The sequence below is a fragment of the Micromonospora sp. L32 genome, from assembly GCF_052068055.1.
Classification (GTDB): Bacteria; Actinomycetota; Actinomycetes; order Mycobacteriales; family Micromonosporaceae; genus Micromonospora; species Micromonospora purpureochromogenes.
The window spans coordinates 489,053-506,872 of sequence record NZ_JBQHDD010000006.1; the positions used below are offsets into that span (position 1 = coordinate 489,053).

15 protein-coding genes and 1 tRNA gene are annotated in these 17,820 nt (G+C 67.8%); 12 read left to right on the top strand and 4 right to left on the bottom strand.

Annotated elements, in window-relative coordinates:
- The first annotated feature begins 134 nt into the window (after window positions 1–134).
- Both ACTMTB_RS19695 and ACTMTB_RS19700 read left to right on the top strand, forming a co-directional pair.
- Window positions 135–722 (top strand): helix-turn-helix domain-containing protein, encoded by a 588-nt coding sequence (locus ACTMTB_RS19695; protein ID WP_441147545.1) that lies wholly within the window; start codon window positions 135–137, stop codon window positions 720–722.
- Between the two features lie 140 nt (window positions 723–862).
- Window positions 863–1,459, top strand: a complete 597-nt coding sequence (locus ACTMTB_RS19700; RefSeq protein WP_441147547.1) for an ATP-dependent Clp protease proteolytic subunit — start codon at window positions 863–865, stop codon at window positions 1,457–1,459.
- A gap of 260 nt (window positions 1,460–1,719) precedes the next feature.
- Here ACTMTB_RS19700 and ACTMTB_RS19705 read toward each other — a convergent pair whose 3' ends face one another.
- Entirely contained in the window at window positions 1,720–3,501 is a 1,782-nt protein-coding gene (locus ACTMTB_RS19705; protein WP_441147549.1) for an adenylyl cyclase, read from the bottom strand.
- Window positions 3,502–3,677: 176 nt separating this feature from the next.
- Here ACTMTB_RS19705 and ACTMTB_RS19710 point away from each other — a divergent pair, with 176 nt between their 5' ends.
- The 3 genes from ACTMTB_RS19710 (at window position 3,678) to ACTMTB_RS19720 (ending at window position 5,457) form a co-directional block, all read left to right on the top strand.
- Window positions 3,678–3,998 (top strand): ArsR/SmtB family transcription factor, encoded by a 321-nt coding sequence (locus ACTMTB_RS19710; protein ID WP_441147551.1) that lies wholly within the window; start codon window positions 3,678–3,680, stop codon window positions 3,996–3,998.
- Window positions 3,995–4,468 carry an SRPBCC family protein gene (locus tag ACTMTB_RS19715; protein ID WP_441147553.1) on the top strand — a complete coding sequence of 158 codons (474 nt, stop codon included), beginning with the start codon at window positions 3,995–3,997 and terminating at the stop codon, window positions 4,466–4,468. Before ACTMTB_RS19710 ends, ACTMTB_RS19715 begins: the two co-directional genes overlap by 4 nt.
- A gap of 464 nt (window positions 4,469–4,932) precedes the next feature.
- The gene (locus tag ACTMTB_RS19720; RefSeq protein ID WP_441147555.1) at window positions 4,933–5,457 is read left to right on the top strand and encodes a GNAT family N-acetyltransferase; all 525 of its coding nucleotides are present in this window, start codon (window positions 4,933–4,935) and stop codon (window positions 5,455–5,457) included.
- 119 nt (window positions 5,458–5,576) lie between these two features.
- Here ACTMTB_RS19720 and ACTMTB_RS19725 read toward each other — a convergent pair.
- Window positions 5,577–5,652, bottom strand: a tRNA-Arg gene (locus ACTMTB_RS19725).
- A 552-nt stretch (window positions 5,653–6,204) separates the two neighbouring features.
- The gene (locus tag ACTMTB_RS19730) at window positions 6,205–6,339 is read right to left on the bottom strand and encodes a hypothetical protein (protein WP_441147557.1); all 135 of its coding nucleotides are present in this window, start codon (window positions 6,337–6,339) and stop codon (window positions 6,205–6,207) included.
- A gap of 23 nt (window positions 6,340–6,362) precedes the next feature.
- Between ACTMTB_RS19730 and ACTMTB_RS19735 the strand changes: the two genes are divergently transcribed.
- The 4 genes from ACTMTB_RS19735 to ACTMTB_RS19750 all read left to right on the top strand — a co-directional run bounded on the left by ACTMTB_RS19735 (window position 6,363) and on the right by ACTMTB_RS19750 (window position 13,140).
- Complete coding sequence (locus ACTMTB_RS19735) at window positions 6,363–6,683, top strand: hypothetical protein (RefSeq protein ID WP_441147559.1); 321 nt, start codon at window positions 6,363–6,365, stop codon at window positions 6,681–6,683.
- 88 nt (window positions 6,684–6,771) lie between these two features.
- A complete protein-coding gene (locus ACTMTB_RS19740) occupies window positions 6,772–8,760 on the top strand; it encodes a type I restriction-modification system subunit M (RefSeq protein ID WP_441147561.1) in 1,989 nt (662 codons plus the stop codon).
- Entirely contained in the window at window positions 8,757–10,028 is a 1,272-nt protein-coding gene (locus ACTMTB_RS19745) for a restriction endonuclease subunit S (protein WP_441147563.1), read from the top strand. The genes ACTMTB_RS19740 and ACTMTB_RS19745 overlap by 4 nt, the downstream gene beginning before the upstream one ends.
- Complete coding sequence (locus ACTMTB_RS19750; RefSeq protein ID WP_441147565.1) at window positions 10,021–13,140, top strand: type I restriction endonuclease subunit R; 3,120 nt, start codon at window positions 10,021–10,023, stop codon at window positions 13,138–13,140. The genes ACTMTB_RS19745 and ACTMTB_RS19750 overlap by 8 nt, the downstream gene beginning before the upstream one ends.
- A gap of 977 nt (window positions 13,141–14,117) precedes the next feature.
- On the opposite strand, the gene ACTMTB_RS19755 is transcribed toward ACTMTB_RS19750, so the two are convergent.
- Window positions 14,118–15,014, bottom strand: coding sequence for a TauD/TfdA family dioxygenase (locus tag ACTMTB_RS19755; RefSeq protein WP_441147568.1), 897 nt, complete (start codon window positions 15,012–15,014; stop codon window positions 14,118–14,120).
- A gap of 160 nt (window positions 15,015–15,174) precedes the next feature.
- Between ACTMTB_RS19755 and ACTMTB_RS19760 the strand changes: the two genes are divergently transcribed.
- From ACTMTB_RS19760 to ACTMTB_RS19770, 3 genes are all read left to right on the top strand, one after another.
- Window positions 15,175–15,588, top strand: coding sequence for an NUDIX hydrolase (locus ACTMTB_RS19760; RefSeq protein WP_441147570.1), 414 nt, complete (start codon window positions 15,175–15,177; stop codon window positions 15,586–15,588).
- Between the two features lie 133 nt (window positions 15,589–15,721).
- The gene (locus tag ACTMTB_RS19765; RefSeq protein ID WP_441147572.1) at window positions 15,722–16,861 is read left to right on the top strand and encodes a helix-turn-helix domain-containing protein; all 1,140 of its coding nucleotides are present in this window, start codon (window positions 15,722–15,724) and stop codon (window positions 16,859–16,861) included.
- A 386-nt stretch (window positions 16,862–17,247) separates the two neighbouring features.
- A complete protein-coding gene (locus ACTMTB_RS19770) occupies window positions 17,248–17,811 on the top strand; it encodes a GIY-YIG nuclease family protein (protein WP_441147574.1) in 564 nt (187 codons plus the stop codon).
- Window positions 17,812–17,820: the final 9 nt, after the last annotated feature.

Consider the following 17,820-nt stretch of genomic DNA (forward strand, 5'->3'; position numbering starts at 1 on the left):
GATCGCCTGCACGTCCACAACATAGCGGTTGGGCAGGCATCCGCACGCCGGGGTGGCCGACCGGGCGGGTGGGCGGGCACGACGACGGGCATGATGGGGGAAGTTCCGCCGACGCCGACCGCGAGGAGGCCCGCATGTCGTTGCTGCGCCGGGTGATCGGTGGGGTCCTGCGCCGGCTACGGCTGCGCCAGGGCCGGACGCTGCGCGAGGTCGCCGAAGCGGCCGGGGTGTCGCTGCCCTATCTCTCCGAGGTGGAGCGGGGGCGCAAGGAAGCCTCCTCCGAGGTGCTCGCCGCGATCTGCCGCGCCCTCGGCATCAACCTGTCCGACCTGCTCGAAGAGGCCCGCGACGACCTGCGCCGGATCGAACGGCGGATCCCCGCCGCGCCCCGGGCCGCCCTGTCCCGGCTGGACCGGGTGCCGGCCGCCCGCGGCGAAACCGGCCCGACTGTCCGGATCGGCTTCCAGCCCGCCGGGGCGACGCCGCCGGTGTCGGTCGCGCCGACCTCCTTCCGGCACCCGGCCGGGCCGGTGCTGCGGCTGGGCGGGCCGATCCTGCACGTCGGCGGTCCGGCGTCGCCCGTCGGGTCGACCGTCGGCGGGGCGGGGCTGCGGGTCCGGTTGATCGCCTCCGCGCCGGCCGGGCGCCCCGGCCCGCGTACCTCCAGGATGCTGGCCCGCCGCCGGGCCCGAACGGGCCGGCGGCGGCTGACCGCGGTGTAGGCCGGCCGCGGTTCTGCCGTCGGCGGATCTGCCGCCGGCAGAAATCCTGGGGCCGCGACCGGCGCCGGGCGCAGGCTGGAGACCGCCGGTTCCCGGGCGGTGCTCCTCGCCCGCCGGCGCCAGTCTGGAGGGCGGTCGCGATGATCGGGTACGACGTGCGCATGCTGGACGGCGGTCAGCCGACCTTCGGGGACCACGTTTTCGAGCGGCTGCTGCGGGAGCGGATCGTCTTCCTCGGCACCGAGGTCACCGACGCCACCGCGAACCAGATCTGCGCGCAGATCCTGCTGCTCGCCGCCGAGGACAGCGAGCGGGACATCTTCCTCTACATCAATTCGCCGGGCGGCTCGGTGAGCGCGGGGATGGCCGTCTACGACACCATGCGCTACGTGCAGAACGACGTGGCCACGCTGGCGCTCGGCTTCGCCGGGTCGATGGGGCAGTTCCTGCTCTGCGCCGGCGCGGCGGGCAAGCGCTTCGCGCTCCCGCACTCGCGGATCATGATGCACCAGCCCTCCGGCGGGATGGGTGGCACCGCCGCCGACATCACCATCCAGGCGGAAAACATGCTGCACGTGAAGCGGACCATGCAGGAGCTGATCGCCCAGCACAGTGGTCGCACCCTGGAGGAGATCCAGCGCGACTGGGACCGGGACCGCTGGTTCACCGCCGAGCAGGCCCGCGAATACGGCCTGATCGACCAGGTGATCGCCCGGGTGGACCAGCTCGCCGGCTGACCGGCGGGCCACGAGCGGGGGTCCCGTGCTGACGCGAATGCTGGACACCGACGATCCCGGCCCGGAGCGGACTCGCCCCCTCGATCGCGTCCGCCCGGCCGTGACCTGCGATCCTCGGTGCATTTCGAGCCTATGCCGGGCATGCGCCGCGCCGCTCAGCAAGAAGGCGCAGCGCTTTCGGAGCGAATCGTGTTACATGACCGCCCGCCCCCGGTACGGGGACGGGCGGTCACCGCCGCGCGGTCGCCCGCGCGCCGTGCTCACGGGTAACTGATCACCGGGCTGGTGCCGTAGCTGCCGACGACCGGGGTGCCGACCTCGTTGACGGTCCTCTCGATGCCGCCGCTGCCGTCGAGGAAGACGGTCACCATGTTGTGGAAGCGGACCCCGGGCCGGCGCGGCGCCTCGATCCCCCGGTCGCAGCGGATGTCCACGCCCTGGTTGAAGTAGGAGTAGACGCCCAGCCCCCAGGCCTCGTGCTCGCGTACCCGGTCACCGACCTTGTAGGACGCCCAGCCCCGGCCGGTGGGGCTGGTCCAGGCGGCCTGGCTCGGCGGGTCGTAGGGCAGCTCGCTCTGGTAGAAGATCGTCCGGCCGCGCTCGCCGTTCCAGATGGTCTGGTAGCGCTGGTAGTGCTCCACGAAAAGCCCGTACGCCGTCACGTCGTCGCCGTTGACGATCACGCCGGTGCCGGCGGTGTTGGCCGTCCAGCCGATGCCGTTGCCGTGGTCGCCGCGCCAGGCCCAGACGTTGTCGATCAGCGTGTGGTCGCTTTCCACCACCAGGCTGGTCCGTGCGCGCCCGACCCAGGGCCCGCCGATGCGGATGAAGACGTCCTGCACCGAGATCGGGTCGTCGGCGTGGTCGCGGCGGGAGTGCCGGTGGCCGATCTGGACCAGCACGTCCGACTCCGCCTCGCCGGCGTCGACCAGGATGCCGGCGATGCGCACGCCGTCGACGTCGGCGACCCGCAGCGCGGCGTCGCCGCCGGTCGGGGCGAGGCTCGGCATGCCGAGGCCGAGCACCACGGTGCCCGGGTGGATGACCCGCAGCGCGCGGTCCAGGCGGTAGACGCCCGGGGTGAGCAGCAGATGCCGGCCGCGAGCCAGCTCGCGGTTGATCCGCTGCGCGTCGTGGCTCGGACGGGCGATGAAGAAGTCCCGCAGCGGCAGCGAGCGGGTCGTCCCGCCGCCGGCCGCCCAACTGGTGCCGGCGGTGTCGCGGCGCAGCCCCGGCACGGCGACCCGCCAGCGGCCGGCGGCGTCCACGAACAGGTACGGCTTCTCCCGGGTCACCGGGCTGGTCGGCAGCGTGGTGTACGGCGGGTTCGGGAAGCCCTGGGCGGGTGCGCCGAGCACGCCGGAGAAGACCTGGTTCCAGACCCCGTTGGTCCAGTCGCCGCCCAGCTCGCTGTCGCGGGTCAGCCACTGCTGCTGGGAGCCGTTGATGGTGATGCCGTCCACCTTGGAGTCGGCGATGAAGCCGCCGCTGGAGTAGCCGCCGTTGCCGGGCTCCAGCCAGAGGATGCCCTTGACGTGCACCCGGCGCATCGGCGACGCCTGGGAGACGGCCCACTGGTTCGACCAGTCGGTGGGGGTGATGGCGAGGTTCTCCGCCGAGCGCCAGAAGTTGGTCAGCGCGGAGATGCCGGCCGGGGAGTTCGGGTCGGGCTGGCCGACGACGCGTACCGCGCCGTGGATCTCCACGTCGTCGGGGTGCTCGCCCAGGCCGGCCACGGTCGTGTAGTAGCCCAGCCGAGCGTTCACCTCGTAGCGGCCGGGCTTGAAGAGCACCGCGTACCGGTCGGTGCCCATCTCGTTGTGCTCCTGCCGGGCGAAGAGCCGGTCCACGGTGGACTGGATCTCGGCGGCCGGGGTGCTCGGGTCGTAGACGAAGACGTTCGGGCCGAAGTCGGGCTCGTCCTCGTGGTGGCGTGCGGGAGCGGCGGAGGCGGCGGAGGCGGGGGCGAGTCCCGCCGCGGCGGCGGTCGCGGCAGCGAGGGTGAGGAGCTGCCGACGGGACGGGTGGAGGTGGGCTGTCATCGACCTACCTGTCGGTGTGGGCTGCCGATCGGCGTCGTGAGAGCGCTCTCTCGGCGACGCGGCCGACATCCGGGCTGACATGGGTGGGGAATGAGCTTGTTTCTACCCCGCCGTGCCCGATCGCGCCAGAGGGGCGGCCCTTGACAGGGGTATCGGAAAGCCTAGACTTACCGTTCGTGGCCACTTACCAAGGGCGGATGTTGGACGCCCTGGGCGACGCGACCCGGCGGTCCGTCTTCGAACTGCTCGCCGCCGGCCCCCGTTCCGTCGCCGAGATCGCGGCCGAGCTGCCGGTCAGCCGTCCCGCGGTCTCGCAACACCTCAAGGTCCTCAAGGAAGCCCGACTCGTCTCGTCCACCCCTGTGGGCACCCGCCGCGTCTACGCGCTCGACCCACAGGGCCTGGCCGCCGTACGTGCCTACTTCGACCAGTTCTGGAACCACGCCCTGGCCGCGTTCGCGCAGGCCGTGGAGCAACCGCCCGAGGAGGCACCGTGACAACCGAGACCACCGGAGGGACCGTCGTACGCACCAGCGTCGAGGTCGCCGCCCCGCCCGAGCACGCCTTCACCGTCTTCACCGCCGGCATGGACCGCTGGTGGGAACGCTCGCACCACCTGCTGCCCGGCGAACTCAAGCAGGTCGGCGTCGACCCGCACGTCGGCGGACGACTCTGGGAGGAGAACGACGCCGGCGAGGTCTGCGTCTGGGGCACGGTCCTCGCCTGGGATCCGCCGCGCACCTTCGCCTTCGCCTGGCTGATCGGCCCCGACTGGAAGGTCCCGCTGCCGGACGCGACCGGCAGCCGGGTCACCGTCACCTTCACCCCCACCGAGACCGGCACCCGGGTCGACCTGGTCCACGACCAGCTCGACGCGCACGGGACCGGCTGGGAGGGCGTCCGGGACGCGGTGGCCGGTGAGGGCGGTTGGCCGGCCGGGTTGCGGCTGTACGCGGCGACCGTCTGACCGGTGCGCTGCGGGGTCGGTCCGGATTGTGGGGGCCGGCCCCCGCTGCCTCCGGTGCTCGCCCTCAGCCGGTGGTGGTCGCACCGGAACTCGGAGAGCCACCCGCGCACCCGGTCGTCGTAGTGGAGGTACGGCTCGTCCGGCCCGTGCCGCAGGATGTCGAGCGGCCGGCACATCGCCTCGTCGACCTCGTCGTCCGCCAGGTCGCTCCGGGTCCGGGTGGCCCGGCGTCCCACCTCGTCACGCGGCTCGTCGCTGTCGACGGACCTGCCCGATCGGTTCGCGGCGTGTCGCGGTGTCACGTCCTGCGGACAGCGCAACAAGCCGCAAACGGCGATGGCCCTGGCGACCGACTCGGAAGCTCGCCCGCACCCCGCGAAGCGGCGATCGCCCCCCGCCCCCATGGCATCCCCCTGATGCTCGGCCCCGTACTGGTGCGCCGTGTGGACCGTTACCGTCGCCGCATGCCCGAGCTGATCGCGCCCACCGTCCGCCTGCACGCAGCCTGGCTCGAAGCACATGACGAGTGGGGTCCCGGCGTCCACGAGGACGGTTTCGGACTCATGCCGTCCGACGAGGTGGACCCGCCCAGCGGGTTCGCGGCCTGGGTGGCCCGGCTGGCTGACGAGTCGGAGCCGGCGAAGGCGCAGGATGCCGGTCGGGTGCCGTGCACGTACCGGTGGATCGTCGAGGGCGAGCGGGTGCTCGGCGGGATCGCCCTGCGGCATAAACTCAACGACTTCCTGCTGCGGGTCGGCGGCCATGTCGGCTACGGCATCCGGCCGTCCGCGCGCCGGCGTGGGCTGGCCACCTGGGCGCTGGGCCGGATGCTCGGCGAGGCACGGGCGCTCGGCCTGGACCGGGTGCTGATCACCTGCGAGGCGGACAACATCGCCTCGGCGAAGACGATCGAGCACCACGGCGGTGTCCTGGAGGACGTCCGGGACACCGAACTGGGCACCGCACGGCGGTACTGGATCAAGCTCTAGCGACAGGTAGACCCTTGGGGAGGATCTCGGCGGGCAGCCTCAGACCTGCCCGCCGTCCGGGCCGGGACAACGAGAGCAATGTCGCGGACCAAGGAGGTTGGGGTGTGCAGGCGCTGACCTGGTGCCCCCGGCAGGATTCGAACCTGCGACACACGGTTTAGGAAACCGATGCTCTATCCCCTGAGCTACGAGGGCGCGAGGGCCCAGCTTACCTGCCAGCGGATAGCCACGAGTGCCCAGGAGCGCCCACCCGTGCTCACCGCTGGCAGCCGCCGTTGCTGCGACCGGTGGAGCAGACATCGAGCATGCGACCATCGCCTGGCAACGCCTGGTACCCACCGCTGCCCGACAATGACCAGAGCTACCTCGGCCTGCCCATGACTCACCGAGCACGTTCCGAGCGCTACCACCGGTTCCGCTCGGTCAGGCGCCGGGGGCGCGACAGGCTGCCGGCCCGTGCGGCGAGGCGCGTCAACAGCCAGTGACGCCGGCGTCGCGAACCGTCTGATCCGTAGGAGGGTCCCGCATCCGCTGTTAACCGCCTCGCCTCCCCGCTGGCTCGTGGTCGGCGTTTATCCGGTGGCGGCTGCTGGGTCAGGCTGGGGTCAGAGACTGCCAGCTTGCGAATCGCACAAGATCGGGCGGACGCGCGGGGTTGTCCGCTGTTCGGCGCGGTCTTGCACGGCCCGACTTGGCCCCAAATACACCGGCCTGTGGCCCATGGATGGCCCGGCAGGTTCGATGTGGTCAGGGAATCTGGTTCAGCGCCAGCCCGCCGGCGAGGAGGAGCGGCGCTGTCGCCACCGGCCAGGGCCACCAGCGGCGGGTCAGGCCGAGCCGGATCGGCGAAATCCCGAATCCGCCTCCCGACGGGTTGTTCATGCTCGCCGGCGCTGGGATGCGTCGTGGCGGAGCCCGTTACCCTGCTCGTCTGCTGCCAGAGCGGTTCGGGTTGGCGTTCACTCTCTGGCGCGGGCCGCCCGCCGGCCGGCTACAACGGGTCGGTGGAGAGCTGGCTCGCCGGCGAGGTCGCGCGGAAGCGGGCGCTGTTCGCTTACGCCCACGCCGACATGCGCGGTCGGCAGCCGGAGATCCCCGCCGAGCTGGCAATGCTGCGCGCCCGCGCCGAGCTGACCGCGCTGCCGTCGCCGAGCGCCGGGCGGTACTCACCGGGCCGGACGGCTTCAACGGCGCGGGCGCGAGCGTCAGTGATGATCGGCGGGTGACAAGACTGTCGGTAGGCTTGGGTCCCCCGAGCCGCTGCACGTTTGGTGTAGGGCAACACGTCGACCCACAACCTGGAGCACCGACCACGTGAGCGCGCTCAGCAACTTTGTGTGGGGCATCGCCGATGTCTTGCGAGGCCCGTACAAGCCGAACCAGTACGGCAGCGTGATCCTGCCGTTCACGATCCTGCGCCGGCTCGAGTGCGTGATGGAGCCGCACCGCGAGGTCATGACGGCGATGGTCCAGGAGGCAGCCGATGGCGGGTACGGCGCGATGTGGATCGCGAACCAGCTGCGCCGCCGTACCCGCACGGATGAGAGCGCGGGCCTGTCGTTCTGGAACACCTCCGCGTTCAACCTCAAGAAGGCGCTCGAGGATCCGGACAATCTCGCGGCGAATTTGATCGACTACGTCAATGGCTTCAGTGCGGACATCGACGTCTTCAAGAACTTCGGGTTCGAGGCGCAGATCAAGGAGCTCGACGAGCACAATCGTCTCGGCCTGGTCACCCGCGAGTTCGCCGAGATCGACCTGCACCCGGACAAGGCGGACAACGCCGCGATGGGTGATCTGTTCGAGAACCTGATCTACAAGTTCGCTGAGGCCTCGAACGAGCAGGCCGGTGACTTCTACACCCCGCGCGATGCGATCCGCCTCCTGGTCGACCTCGTCTTCGCCGAGGACCCCGAGGCGTTGCGCGCCCCCGGCGTGTCCCGCAGCGTCTACGACCCGACGGCGGGCACCGGCGGCATGCTTTCGGTCGCCGAGGAGCACCTGCTGGCGATGAACCCGAAGGCGAACCTGAGCCTGTTCGCCCAGGAGATCAACAAGCACTCCTACGCGATCTGCAAGTCCGACCTGCTCCTAAAGGGGCAGGGCGTGTCCAACGTCCGCCTGGGCGACACCCTCGCCGAGGACAAGTTCGCCGACCGCGGCTTCGACTTCATCCTGTCCAACCCGCCTTTCGGACAGGACTGGAAGGCCTCGGAGAAGCAGGTCCGCCGCGAGCACGAGGCCGCCAACGGGCGCTTCGCCCCAGGCCTGCCCGGGATCGGCGACGGCGCCATGCTGTTCCTGCTTCACGTTGCTTCCAAGATGCGCGACGTCGACGAGCAAGGCCGAGGCGGCCGGGCCGGCATCGTTCTCAACGGGTCCCCGCTGTTCAACGGAGGCGCCGGTTCCGGCCCGTCCGACATCCGCGGGCACCTGCTTGAGAACGACCTCGTCGAGGCCATCGTCGCCCTGCCGACCGACATGTTCTACAACACCGGCATCGCGACCTACCTGTGGATCCTGGATAACACCAAGCAGCCCGAGCGCAAGGGCAAGGTCCAGCTCATCGACGCCACCGGGTTCGCCACCAAGATGCGCAAGTCGCTGGGCAACAAGCGCGTCGAGATCAGCGAGGCAGACCGGGCTAAAGTCCTACAGGCCTACGGCACGATGGCGACCTCGGACATCTCCAAGGTCTTCGACGCCCTCGACTTCGCCTACTGGTCAGTCACCGTTGAACGCCCCCTGCGCCTGAACTTCGCTTGCACGCCCGAGCGCATCGAGGCCGTGGCCGAACACAAGCAGCTGAGCAAAATCGGCGGCTTGGTCGACTCGCTCGGCACCTTCGGCACCGAGCTGTACCGCAATCGCGAGGACTTCCTGCGAAAGCTCGGCAAGCATCTCGGATCCGACGGCGTCCGCCTCACCACCGCGCAGCGCAAGACCCTGTGGCAGACCCTCGGCGAGCGCGACGACGACGCCGACATCTGCACCGACTCCAAAGGCAATCTCGAGCCCGACACCGGGCTGCGCGACACCGAGATCGTCCCGTTCGGCTGGGGGGACCACCCCAAGTCGCACGACGCGAAGGACGAGACGATCGCCGCGTACTTCGACGCCGAGGTCAAGCCCCACGTCCCTGACGCCTGGATCGATGAGTCCAAGACGAAGGTCGGCTACGAGATCCCCTTCACTCGCCACTTCTTTCAATACGTCCCCCCGCGGCCGCTGGCGGAGATCGACGCCGACCTGGACAGGGTCGTCGCGGAGATCCTCGACATGCTCAAGGAGGTCGAGGCGTGAGTGAGCAAGCGAACCGCATTCAAGTTCCTCAGAGGCGTTGGGAGCAGGTCCGCTTGAAGTGGCTGTTCCAGCCCTCAGCCGACGCGAACCGGCCGGACGAAGAGGTTCTGTCGGTGTACCGAGACTATGGGGTCATCCCGAAGTCCTCACGGCGCGACAACTTCAACGTGACGCCGCAGAACCTCGACAGGTATCTTCTCGTCCGCCCCGGTGACCTCGTGGTGAACCGGATGAAGGCATGGCAGGGCTCGCTCGGCATATCCCAGCACCGCGGCATAGTCAGTGGCGATTATGAGGTGCTGCGTCCGCGGAGCGATGATCTGCAACCGCGATTCGCGCACCACCTTCTTCGGTCGAGCGTTCTTGTGAGCGAGTACCGAGGTCGATCTACGGGCATTCGACCCTCTCAGTGGCGCCTCTATTGGGAGCAGATGGGCAACATCGCGGTGCCCGTTCCCTGCGTGGAGGAGCAGCGGCGGATCGCGGACTTTCTGGACCGCGAGACGGCTCAGATCGACGCCCTGGTTGAAAAGCAGGAGCAGTTGATCGCTGGTCTCCGTGAACGGCGCGTTGCGGTCGTCAGCGACGCGCTAACCGCTGCCGACGATTCCTTCCTCGTGCCGCTGAAGTACATGCTGGCTGGCATTGATCAGGGAATAAGTCCACAGGCCGAAGCGCGTCTTGCGGATGAGCCGGGCACGTGGGGGGTTCTCAAGACAGGTTGTGTTAATCGAGGTACCTTCCGGCAGGAGGAGCACAAGCGGCTTCCCGATGATTTCGAAGTTGATCAACGCCTAGCAGTCAAGGTCGGAGACGTGATCGTCTCCCGGGCAAGCGGAACCCCTGCACTGGTTGGATCGGCTGCCATCGTTCGTTCGGTCAGGTATAACCTGATCCTGTCGGACAAACTGTTCCGGCTTCGCTCAGCCCGCGACGTGGATCCACAGTTTCTCGCCTGGTCCTTGAACGGGTCCTGGTATCGATCGCAAGTTCACCAGTCGATAAGCGGCGCCGAAGGGCTCGCCAACAATCTCCCGCTGTCGTCGCTTCGGTCTTTCAAACTCTTCCGGCCAACTCTTGGTGACCAACGTCGCATAGTTGAGTACCTGAACGAGCAGACTGCCAAGATCGACGCCTTGATCGGGAAGGCGGAGGAGTTCATCGGTCTGGCGCGAGAGCGGCGTGCTGCTCTGATCACGGAGGCTGTGACGGGCAGGATCGACGTGTCGACGGGCAAGGCGCGCGAAGGGGCGTTGGCGAATGGCTGATGCGACGCGTGAGGAAGCGTTCGAGGTCGAGATTGCCGAGTACCTCGCCGCGCACGGCTGGTTGTACTCGCCGAACGCAGACGGCTATGACCGTGAGCGCGCCATGTTCCCGAAGGACGTGTTCTCGTGGCTGGAGGAGACGCAGCCAGAGGAGTTCGCGAAGGTCGTGTCGCTGGGCGCGGCGTCGGAGGCAAAGCAGCGCGCGCACCTGCTAGACACCCTCGTCAAGCGGCTCGACACGAAGATGGAGAACGGCGGCGGCACGCTCAACGTGCTGCGCCGGCCCTTGTCGCACATCAACGGGAAGTTCCGGATGTGCCAGTTTGCACCTGCGTCGTCCCTCAACCCGAAGACCATGGCGGATTACGGGAGGGTCCGGCTGCGGGTCATGCGTCAGGTCACGTACTCGCCGGACGGTGGCGGCGGGCGGATCGATCTGGTGTTCTTCGTGAACGGCCTGCCGGTGGCGACGCTCGAGTTGAAGACGTACTTCAAGCAGCAGGCACGGTCGGCCGTCGAGCAGTACCGCAAGGACCGCGACCCCAAGGGGCAGCCGCTGCTGGCGTTCGGGCGGACGCTGGTGCACTTCGCGCTGGATGACGACGAGGTCTGGATGACCACGCGCCTCGCCGGGCCCAAGACGTTCTTCCTGGAGTTCAACCGCGGCACCGCCGACGGTGGGAAAGGGAACCCTCCGGTGCCGGGTGGCGCGGCGACATCCTACTTGTGGGAGCGGGTGCTGCAGCGTGACTCATGGCTGAACATCCTGGGGTCGCTGATGTTCCTGCGCCACGAGGAGGACACCGATCCAATCACGGGGCGTACGTCGAAGAAGTCGACGCTGATCTTCCCGCGGTTCCACCAGTGGGAGGCGGTCACCGAGCTCGTGGCGGCTGTTGGTGTGGAGGGGCCAGGGTCGCGGTATCTGGTGCAGCATTCGGCCGGGTCGGGCAAGACGAACACGATCGCGTGGACCGCGCACCGCCTAGCACGTCTGCACACCGCCGAGAACCAGAAGATGTTCGACAAGGTGTTGGTGATCAGCGACCGGAACGTGCTGGACCGGCAACTGCAGGACGCAGTGCGGCAGGTCGACAACACATCGGACCTAGTGACCACGATCGACCCGGCGGAGGTGCGGCGGGCCGGCGGATCGAAGTCGAAGGCGCTGGCCGCCGCCTTGTCCGGGAAGTCGTTGATCGTGATCGTCACGATCCAGACGTTCCCGTTCGTGATGGACCTGATGAGCGGTGACTTGGCCGGGAAGAACTTCGCGGTGATCGTGGACGAGGCGCATACCTCGCAGTCGGGCGCGACGGCAGCGGACCTGCGCAGGGTCCTGACTGCGGGCGGCATTGAGGTTGCCGAGGACGAAGAGATCTCGGCCGAGGACGTACTCAACGCCAAGATCACTGCGATGACGTCGGCGCGGGCGAACGCGCAGAACGTGTCCTACCTGGCCTTCACGGCAACGCCGAAGTCGAAGACGCTGACGTTGTTCGGGCGTAAAGATCCGGCCGATCCCAATGGGCTGCCGCTGGCGTTCCACGTGTACACGATGCGGCAGGCGATCGAGGAGGGCTTCATCCTCGACGTGCTGCGCGGGTATCAGACGTATAAGACAGCGTTCGAAATCGAGCAGCGCGCTGGCGAAGGCGTGCGCACCCTGACCGGTAATGGGGACGCGGACCTGGTGGACTCGAAGGCCGCATCGCGCGGGATCATGCGGTTCGTAAAGCTGTCCGAAGCGAACATCGGGCAGAAGGTCGAAATCATCGTCGAGCATTTCCTGGCGAACGTGGCGCACCTGCTGGAGGGGCACGCGAAGGCGATGGTCGTGACCGACGGGCGGGTCGCTGCGGTGCGGTACAAGCGCGTGATCGACAAGTACATCGCCGACAAGAAGTACCCGCTGAAGACGATCGTGGCGTTCTCCGGGGCGGTGAACGATCCGGAGTTCGGCATCGAGGGCGCGACGGAGTCGTCGATGAACCCGGGGCTGGGGTCGGACCTGGCCGCGGAGTTCCGCCGGGCGGACTACCGGGTGATGATCGTGGCCGACAAGTTCCAGACCGGGTTCGACCAGCCGCTGCTGTGCGCAATGTACGTGGACAAGAGGCTCCCGGACGTGCACGCCGTGCAAACCTTGTCCCGCCTAAACCGCACCTACCGCACTCCAGGCGGGGAGCGGAAAGACACTACGTTCGTACTGGACTTCGTCAACGACCCCGCCGAGATCCAGGCCGCGTTCGAGCCGTACTACACCGAGGCCGTCGTCGAGAGGGAGACCGACCCAAACATCGTGCATGAGATCGCGGCCAAGCTCGCCGAGGCCGACATCTACTTGCGGTCCGAGGTGGACGAGTTCGCCTCTGCATGGTTCTCCGGCGGGTCCCACGCCGAGTTGGCGGCGGCGGTGAAGCCGGCCAAGGATCGTTTTGCGGCTCGTTACGAGGCTGCGCGTTCCCGTGATGATCGGGCGGAGCGGGAGCGGCTGGAGTTGTTCCGCAAGGACGCGGGAACGTTCGTGCGGATGTACGACTTCATGTCACAAGTCGTTGACTACGGAGATACCGACCTCGAGAAACTGTGCGTGTACTTGCGCCAGCTGGTGCGGGTGATCGAGGTCGACCGGGTCGCCACCGCTGTGGACCTGTCCGATCTCGTGCTCAAGCGCGTTAAGCAGATCGACCGCGGCAAGGCGTCGATCACGCTCGGGTCCGTTGATGCGTCCTTGCCGCCGATCTCCGGTGCCGGGTCTGGAGGAGTGAACCAGGACCCACAGCTGGTGCGGCTGGTCGAGGTCATCGCGCGCATCAACGACCTGTTCGGCGGTGAGCTCGGGCCTGCGGAGATTGAGGGATTCGTGAAGCCCGTCGCGGCCAAGGCCGAGCAAGCGCCTGGTATCGCCGACCAGATCGACAACAATGCCAAGGACCAGTTCCTCGACTCACGGGATCTGCGGGAGTCGATCGTTGACGCCGCCTTCGACGTGGAGTCGGCGGTTGGGAAGCTCTCCGGCGCCGCGATGGGCGATGACGCGCGGGCGGAGAAGCTGATCCGGATCATCGGCGAGTTCATGTGGGAGACAAGGCGCGAACGGAACGCGTGAGGTCCTGGCGGCCCACCACAGACCTGTGGGGCTCGGATACTCGGTTCGGCCGTCTGAAGTGCGGTTCTGTGCGAGCTCGAGGCCTGCACGACTGAGACAGTCTCGTCGGCCGGTGTCACAGGCCGGTGAGTCGGTGGTCGAGGGCCGGTGTGGCGGGCGGGGGCGCCGACGGTACAGACGGCGGCGGCGAGGCTTGGCGGGGCTGCTCGGGGCACGGGGAGCAGGTCACTAGAGCGGGGTGCGGTCATCGCAGCCACCCCAGGAACCGGCGATGGAGTAGGCCAGCGGGGGCCCAGCCCATGTCCTGGCTCGCAGCAACCATGCAGGAGCCCATGTACAGGGCGAGGGAAATGGGAGCGCTTTCGAACTCGGCTCGCAGCTCGTGGCGTCGTGTACGGCATGGCCATGGGGCGCCGCAGCCGGCGCAGGTCCAGATCGGCAGAACCGGTCCGTGCGTGGTCATGACGCCTCACCGGGCCAGTGCCCTCGTCTGTGTGATGTGCGGTGTCTCGACCGGCAGGGCAGCCCACCGCCGCAGCGGCGGACTAGCCTGACCTTGCTCCGTGACCACACCCGCCGGTGTCTACGTTCCATGGTCAGGGGGTAGGAGACAATCTGCTCAGACGGCATCGTCTCTGATTGCCACCGGCAGGTCTCCTGGAAGAGGGTCACGTCGTGCTCCTCCAGCTGCTGATTTTCATGCTTCCGGCTCCTGGCAGCGCTTTGGCCGCGCTTTAGCTGGCCATTTGCGCGGAGTTCGACCGGCGCGGAATCGCCCCGACGTTATGGACGTAGATTTCTCGTTTCGCGCATCGCGATCGGCTTGGCCGACTGTGTGCCTAGCGGCCGGTTGCATTCCGGGCAGCTTAGGGATGATCCGCAGGTGCGGCACCATTGCAGCGAGCGCTTGAATGTGAGCAGCCCGGCGAGGAAGCCGAGCACAAGCGCTGAGCTGATGGCCGCGATCGAGGTCATGTTCATGGCGTGCCTTTCAGAGGCCGGGCGTCGACATCGTTGATTGGCTCCATGCTTGGCGGGCGCAGCTGTGCCACCCGCAGACGGTGGGCGAGGTAGTGATGTGGTATCGACGGACGCCAGGTGGCCCGCAGGGCGGGTTGCGATCCCTCTGCTGGGCAGAAACCGCTCGGCAGAGCGTGGGTAGGCAGTGGGTCACCGATGATGCGCAGCATCAGGCGGTTGCCGGCGAACCCGGTTCTGCCGTGGAGCCAGCGGTCGTTGACCAGGACGTAGCCCTGGCACTCACGTAGGTCAACTGGAATGGTCAGCTGCTCGACAAGCACGCGAAGCCGGTCGATAGACAGCGCGAGCATCGGCGCGAAGCGCGCCAGCTCGTCGAGGCGCAGCCGGACGGCCGTCCGGCCTTCGGTCGTCTGTTCGAAGACCGCGCCCAGGTGGCCGGGTCCTCCGCCGAAGCACGCGGATCGGGGCTTGGACAGCGCCGCGAGCATGGCGGGTTCGGTGCGGGCGATCTCGTCGTAGAGGTCACGTCCGTCCACCAAATGACTGCTTCCACCGATCTGCGCCGGTCGAAGACAGGCCAGCATCAGGACGCGCGGTGGCCGGCATACAGCCGATCCGTCGGTGTGGGGCCAGAGCTGGCGATCGGTGAAGCCAGCGAGGCTGGCTTCTCCGTCTTTGGCCGCTGGCCGCTGGGCGATGGTGGTCACTCCGTCGGAGTCGCTGTCACGGTGCGTCCGGATCCTGATCAATGACCGGGCCGCACACAAAAGATCGTTCCGCTCGATTCCACCCTGGAACAAGGCAATGCCGTGCGTGATAAGCCCATTTAGGATGCGACTGGTGCTGTCCGGGTCGCGCAGGTCCACGTGGGGCAGGTCTTCAATGTCGCGCATCTAATCACCTCGCCGAATTGCGTTGTCGGCGTTCAACATGGCTGCACCTGGCGGATGGATCAAGTGACGGATTGTCAACGCCGAGGCCCCGACGGCGGGCCATGACCGTGCTACGTTCCAGACGGTCCAGGTCTTGGCAACATTGGAGGGAAGCAGGCCGATGAGCTACCAGCCGCACCTGTTCCCCGTCTCGGCCAAGGGTGTCGTGGTCCGCGACGGCCACGTGCTGTTGCTACGCAACGAGCGCGACGAGTGGGAGCTGCCGGGCGGGAAGCTGGATCTCGGTGAGGAACCGGCCGAGTGCGTGGCGCGGGAAATCGCCGAGGAGGCCGGCTGGCAGGTGACCTGCGGCCCGCTGCTGGACGCTTGGCAGTACCACATCCGCGACGGCGTCGATGTCCTGATCATCACTTACGGCTGCCACGTCGCCGCCGACGCCGACCCGGTTGTCAGCCACGAGCACAAGGAAATCGGCTTGTTCACCGAGGCCGAGGTCGCGGCGCTGCGCATGCCAGAGGGGTACAAGAGGTCCATCGCGACCTGGTACGACAAGCTCAGTACCCGAGTCATGTAGGCGGCCGACGATGCGGTGCGGCGGTTGCGGGGCGATGGTTGGCCGCTGGAGCGCCTCGCCGCTGTGCCCGGCTTGCCATGCCATCGCCGGTGCCGCCCTGCCAGTCCCTGTCCAGCGCCGTGGAGGCTCGGCCTTGTGGTTGTGGACCAGCGACACCGCACGGGCCGCGCTGGCCAGCGGCGATCTCGCGGTCATCATTCGCGCCTACCGGGCCGCGACCGGTGTGAGCCAACGGCGTCTGGCGGAGTTGCTCGGCTACGACGCGACGTACATCTCGATGATCGAAACAGGGCGGCGGGAGATTAGCGATGTCGCGGCCCGGCTACGTATCGCCCGCCGCCTCGGCCTGCCTGCGCACGCGCTCGGGGTGAGCGACCCCGACGACGCCGACTTCACCGCGATGCTTCAGTTTGGCGAGTCGACTATTCGCCTCGCCGCGATCGCACGACAGTCCGGGCATGGCGCCGAAGCCGTCAACGAGCTCTGGCCGCTGGTCACCCGCCTAGAGAGCCGGGTCGCCGACGCGCACGTTGAGCGGGATGTCATGCTCCTGCTTGCCCGCGCCCGCGCCGAACTCGGCGTCTCACTCGGCTATGTCTTGCCCGAGGAACGACTGGTCAGAGCCGCCCGCTGGACCGGCCGGGCGCTGTGGCTGGCCGAACACCTCAACGACCAGCACCTGCTCGCCTTCACTCTCCGGGTACACGGCAACGAGCTGCGCAAGGTCGAACGGCCCTCCGCCGCCGTTGCCCGACTCCGCCGCTCAGTCGAACTGGCGCCTGATGCCGACCGAGGTGCGGCCCTGGTTCAGCTCGCCCGAGCCGCCGGCGAACTCGGCGACCCTGCCCTGTTCGACCGAGCCATCACCGACGCCCGGCGCCTGGTCGACGCCAAACCCGGCTCAGCGCTCACCAGCCTTTACGCCCTCCACGAAGTGCACCTGCGCGGACTGGTCCACACGGGCCGACCCGACCTGGCCACCGACCTGCTCGATCACCGCCGCATGTCTACCACCTCGATACCACCGCAATGGCAGGCGATCCTCCACGTCACCATCGGCGAAGTGCTCCTCGCCCGCGCCGACAAGTCCCAAGCCGAAACGGCGTTCCAGGCTGCCATCACCATCGCCGAGGAGCACCGCCTACCACACCAGATCCAACGCAGCCTCCGGGCCTGCACATCGCATCTTCCCGCTGTCGGGGAACTCGCGCGCCAAGCGCTGGAACGGCTCCGCATCCCCGAGCCCGACCCGGCCGGCACCCAAGCCACATAACCTCGTCCAGCCGCCCTGTGACCGCCACGGTTCGCCGACAGTCAGCATCGGTCCATGCCTTGCCTGGGACAAAATGGGGCCCAGGACACCGGCGGAAGGAGCGGAGGTCGCTGTCCGCCCACAAGTCAGTCCCTGCTCGCGTTGACGGCGAACCCGGACGGTTGCCGGACCGAGCACGCCCTCGCGAGGCAGGAACTGACCGGCAGAAAGCGAGAGCTGGCGGCGCTGACGCTCGCCAATGACGCGATACCGATCCGCTGGCGGCCCGTCCTGTCTCGTTGGCGCGCTCGTAGTGACGCCGGCCCTCGCGAGACCGGGTCGGCGTCTACCCGAGAGGGCATGTCCCGGATATTGTCGTTCGGCAGTTGCTCTGCGAAGATCATGCGATGCCGAAGCATGGCGGCCACCTGTTTGGCGCATACGGTATGTTTTGGGATCCGACCGAGGTCTCGTGGAGCCCGGGCTCCGGCTCGAACGCCTGGCAGCTCCTAGGCCGGCAGAAGCGGAATGCCGGACATTTACGTCTCTGTGATTTCAGGAGGGCTCGGGGGGTCTACGTCCTTTTCGATCACTTCGGCCCCATGTATGTCGGTCTTGCGCGGGGGCAGGGGGGAATTGGTGGCCGACTAAAGGATCACCTATCTGATCACCTCGCTGGATCTTGGTCGCGCTTTTGCTGGTTTTCATTCGATGACGTCATTGAAAGTGAGCTCGCCGGCTGGAAGGTGATGAGTCCACGTGACCATCCAGTGCCGAGCACGGGCGAAACCGTTGTTCGCGAGGTCGAGGCCCTCCTCATTACGATTCTCGGCGCTCGGAAACAGAATCAGATGAGGTTTCTCGGGGCGCAACTGTGGGAGCAGCTCACCGAGAGCGAGGCGGCGACAATCTTGGAGCGGAGTGCGGTAGACGCCGACGGCTTCACGTTCCGACCGACGTACAGTTACTGATGTTGCCCA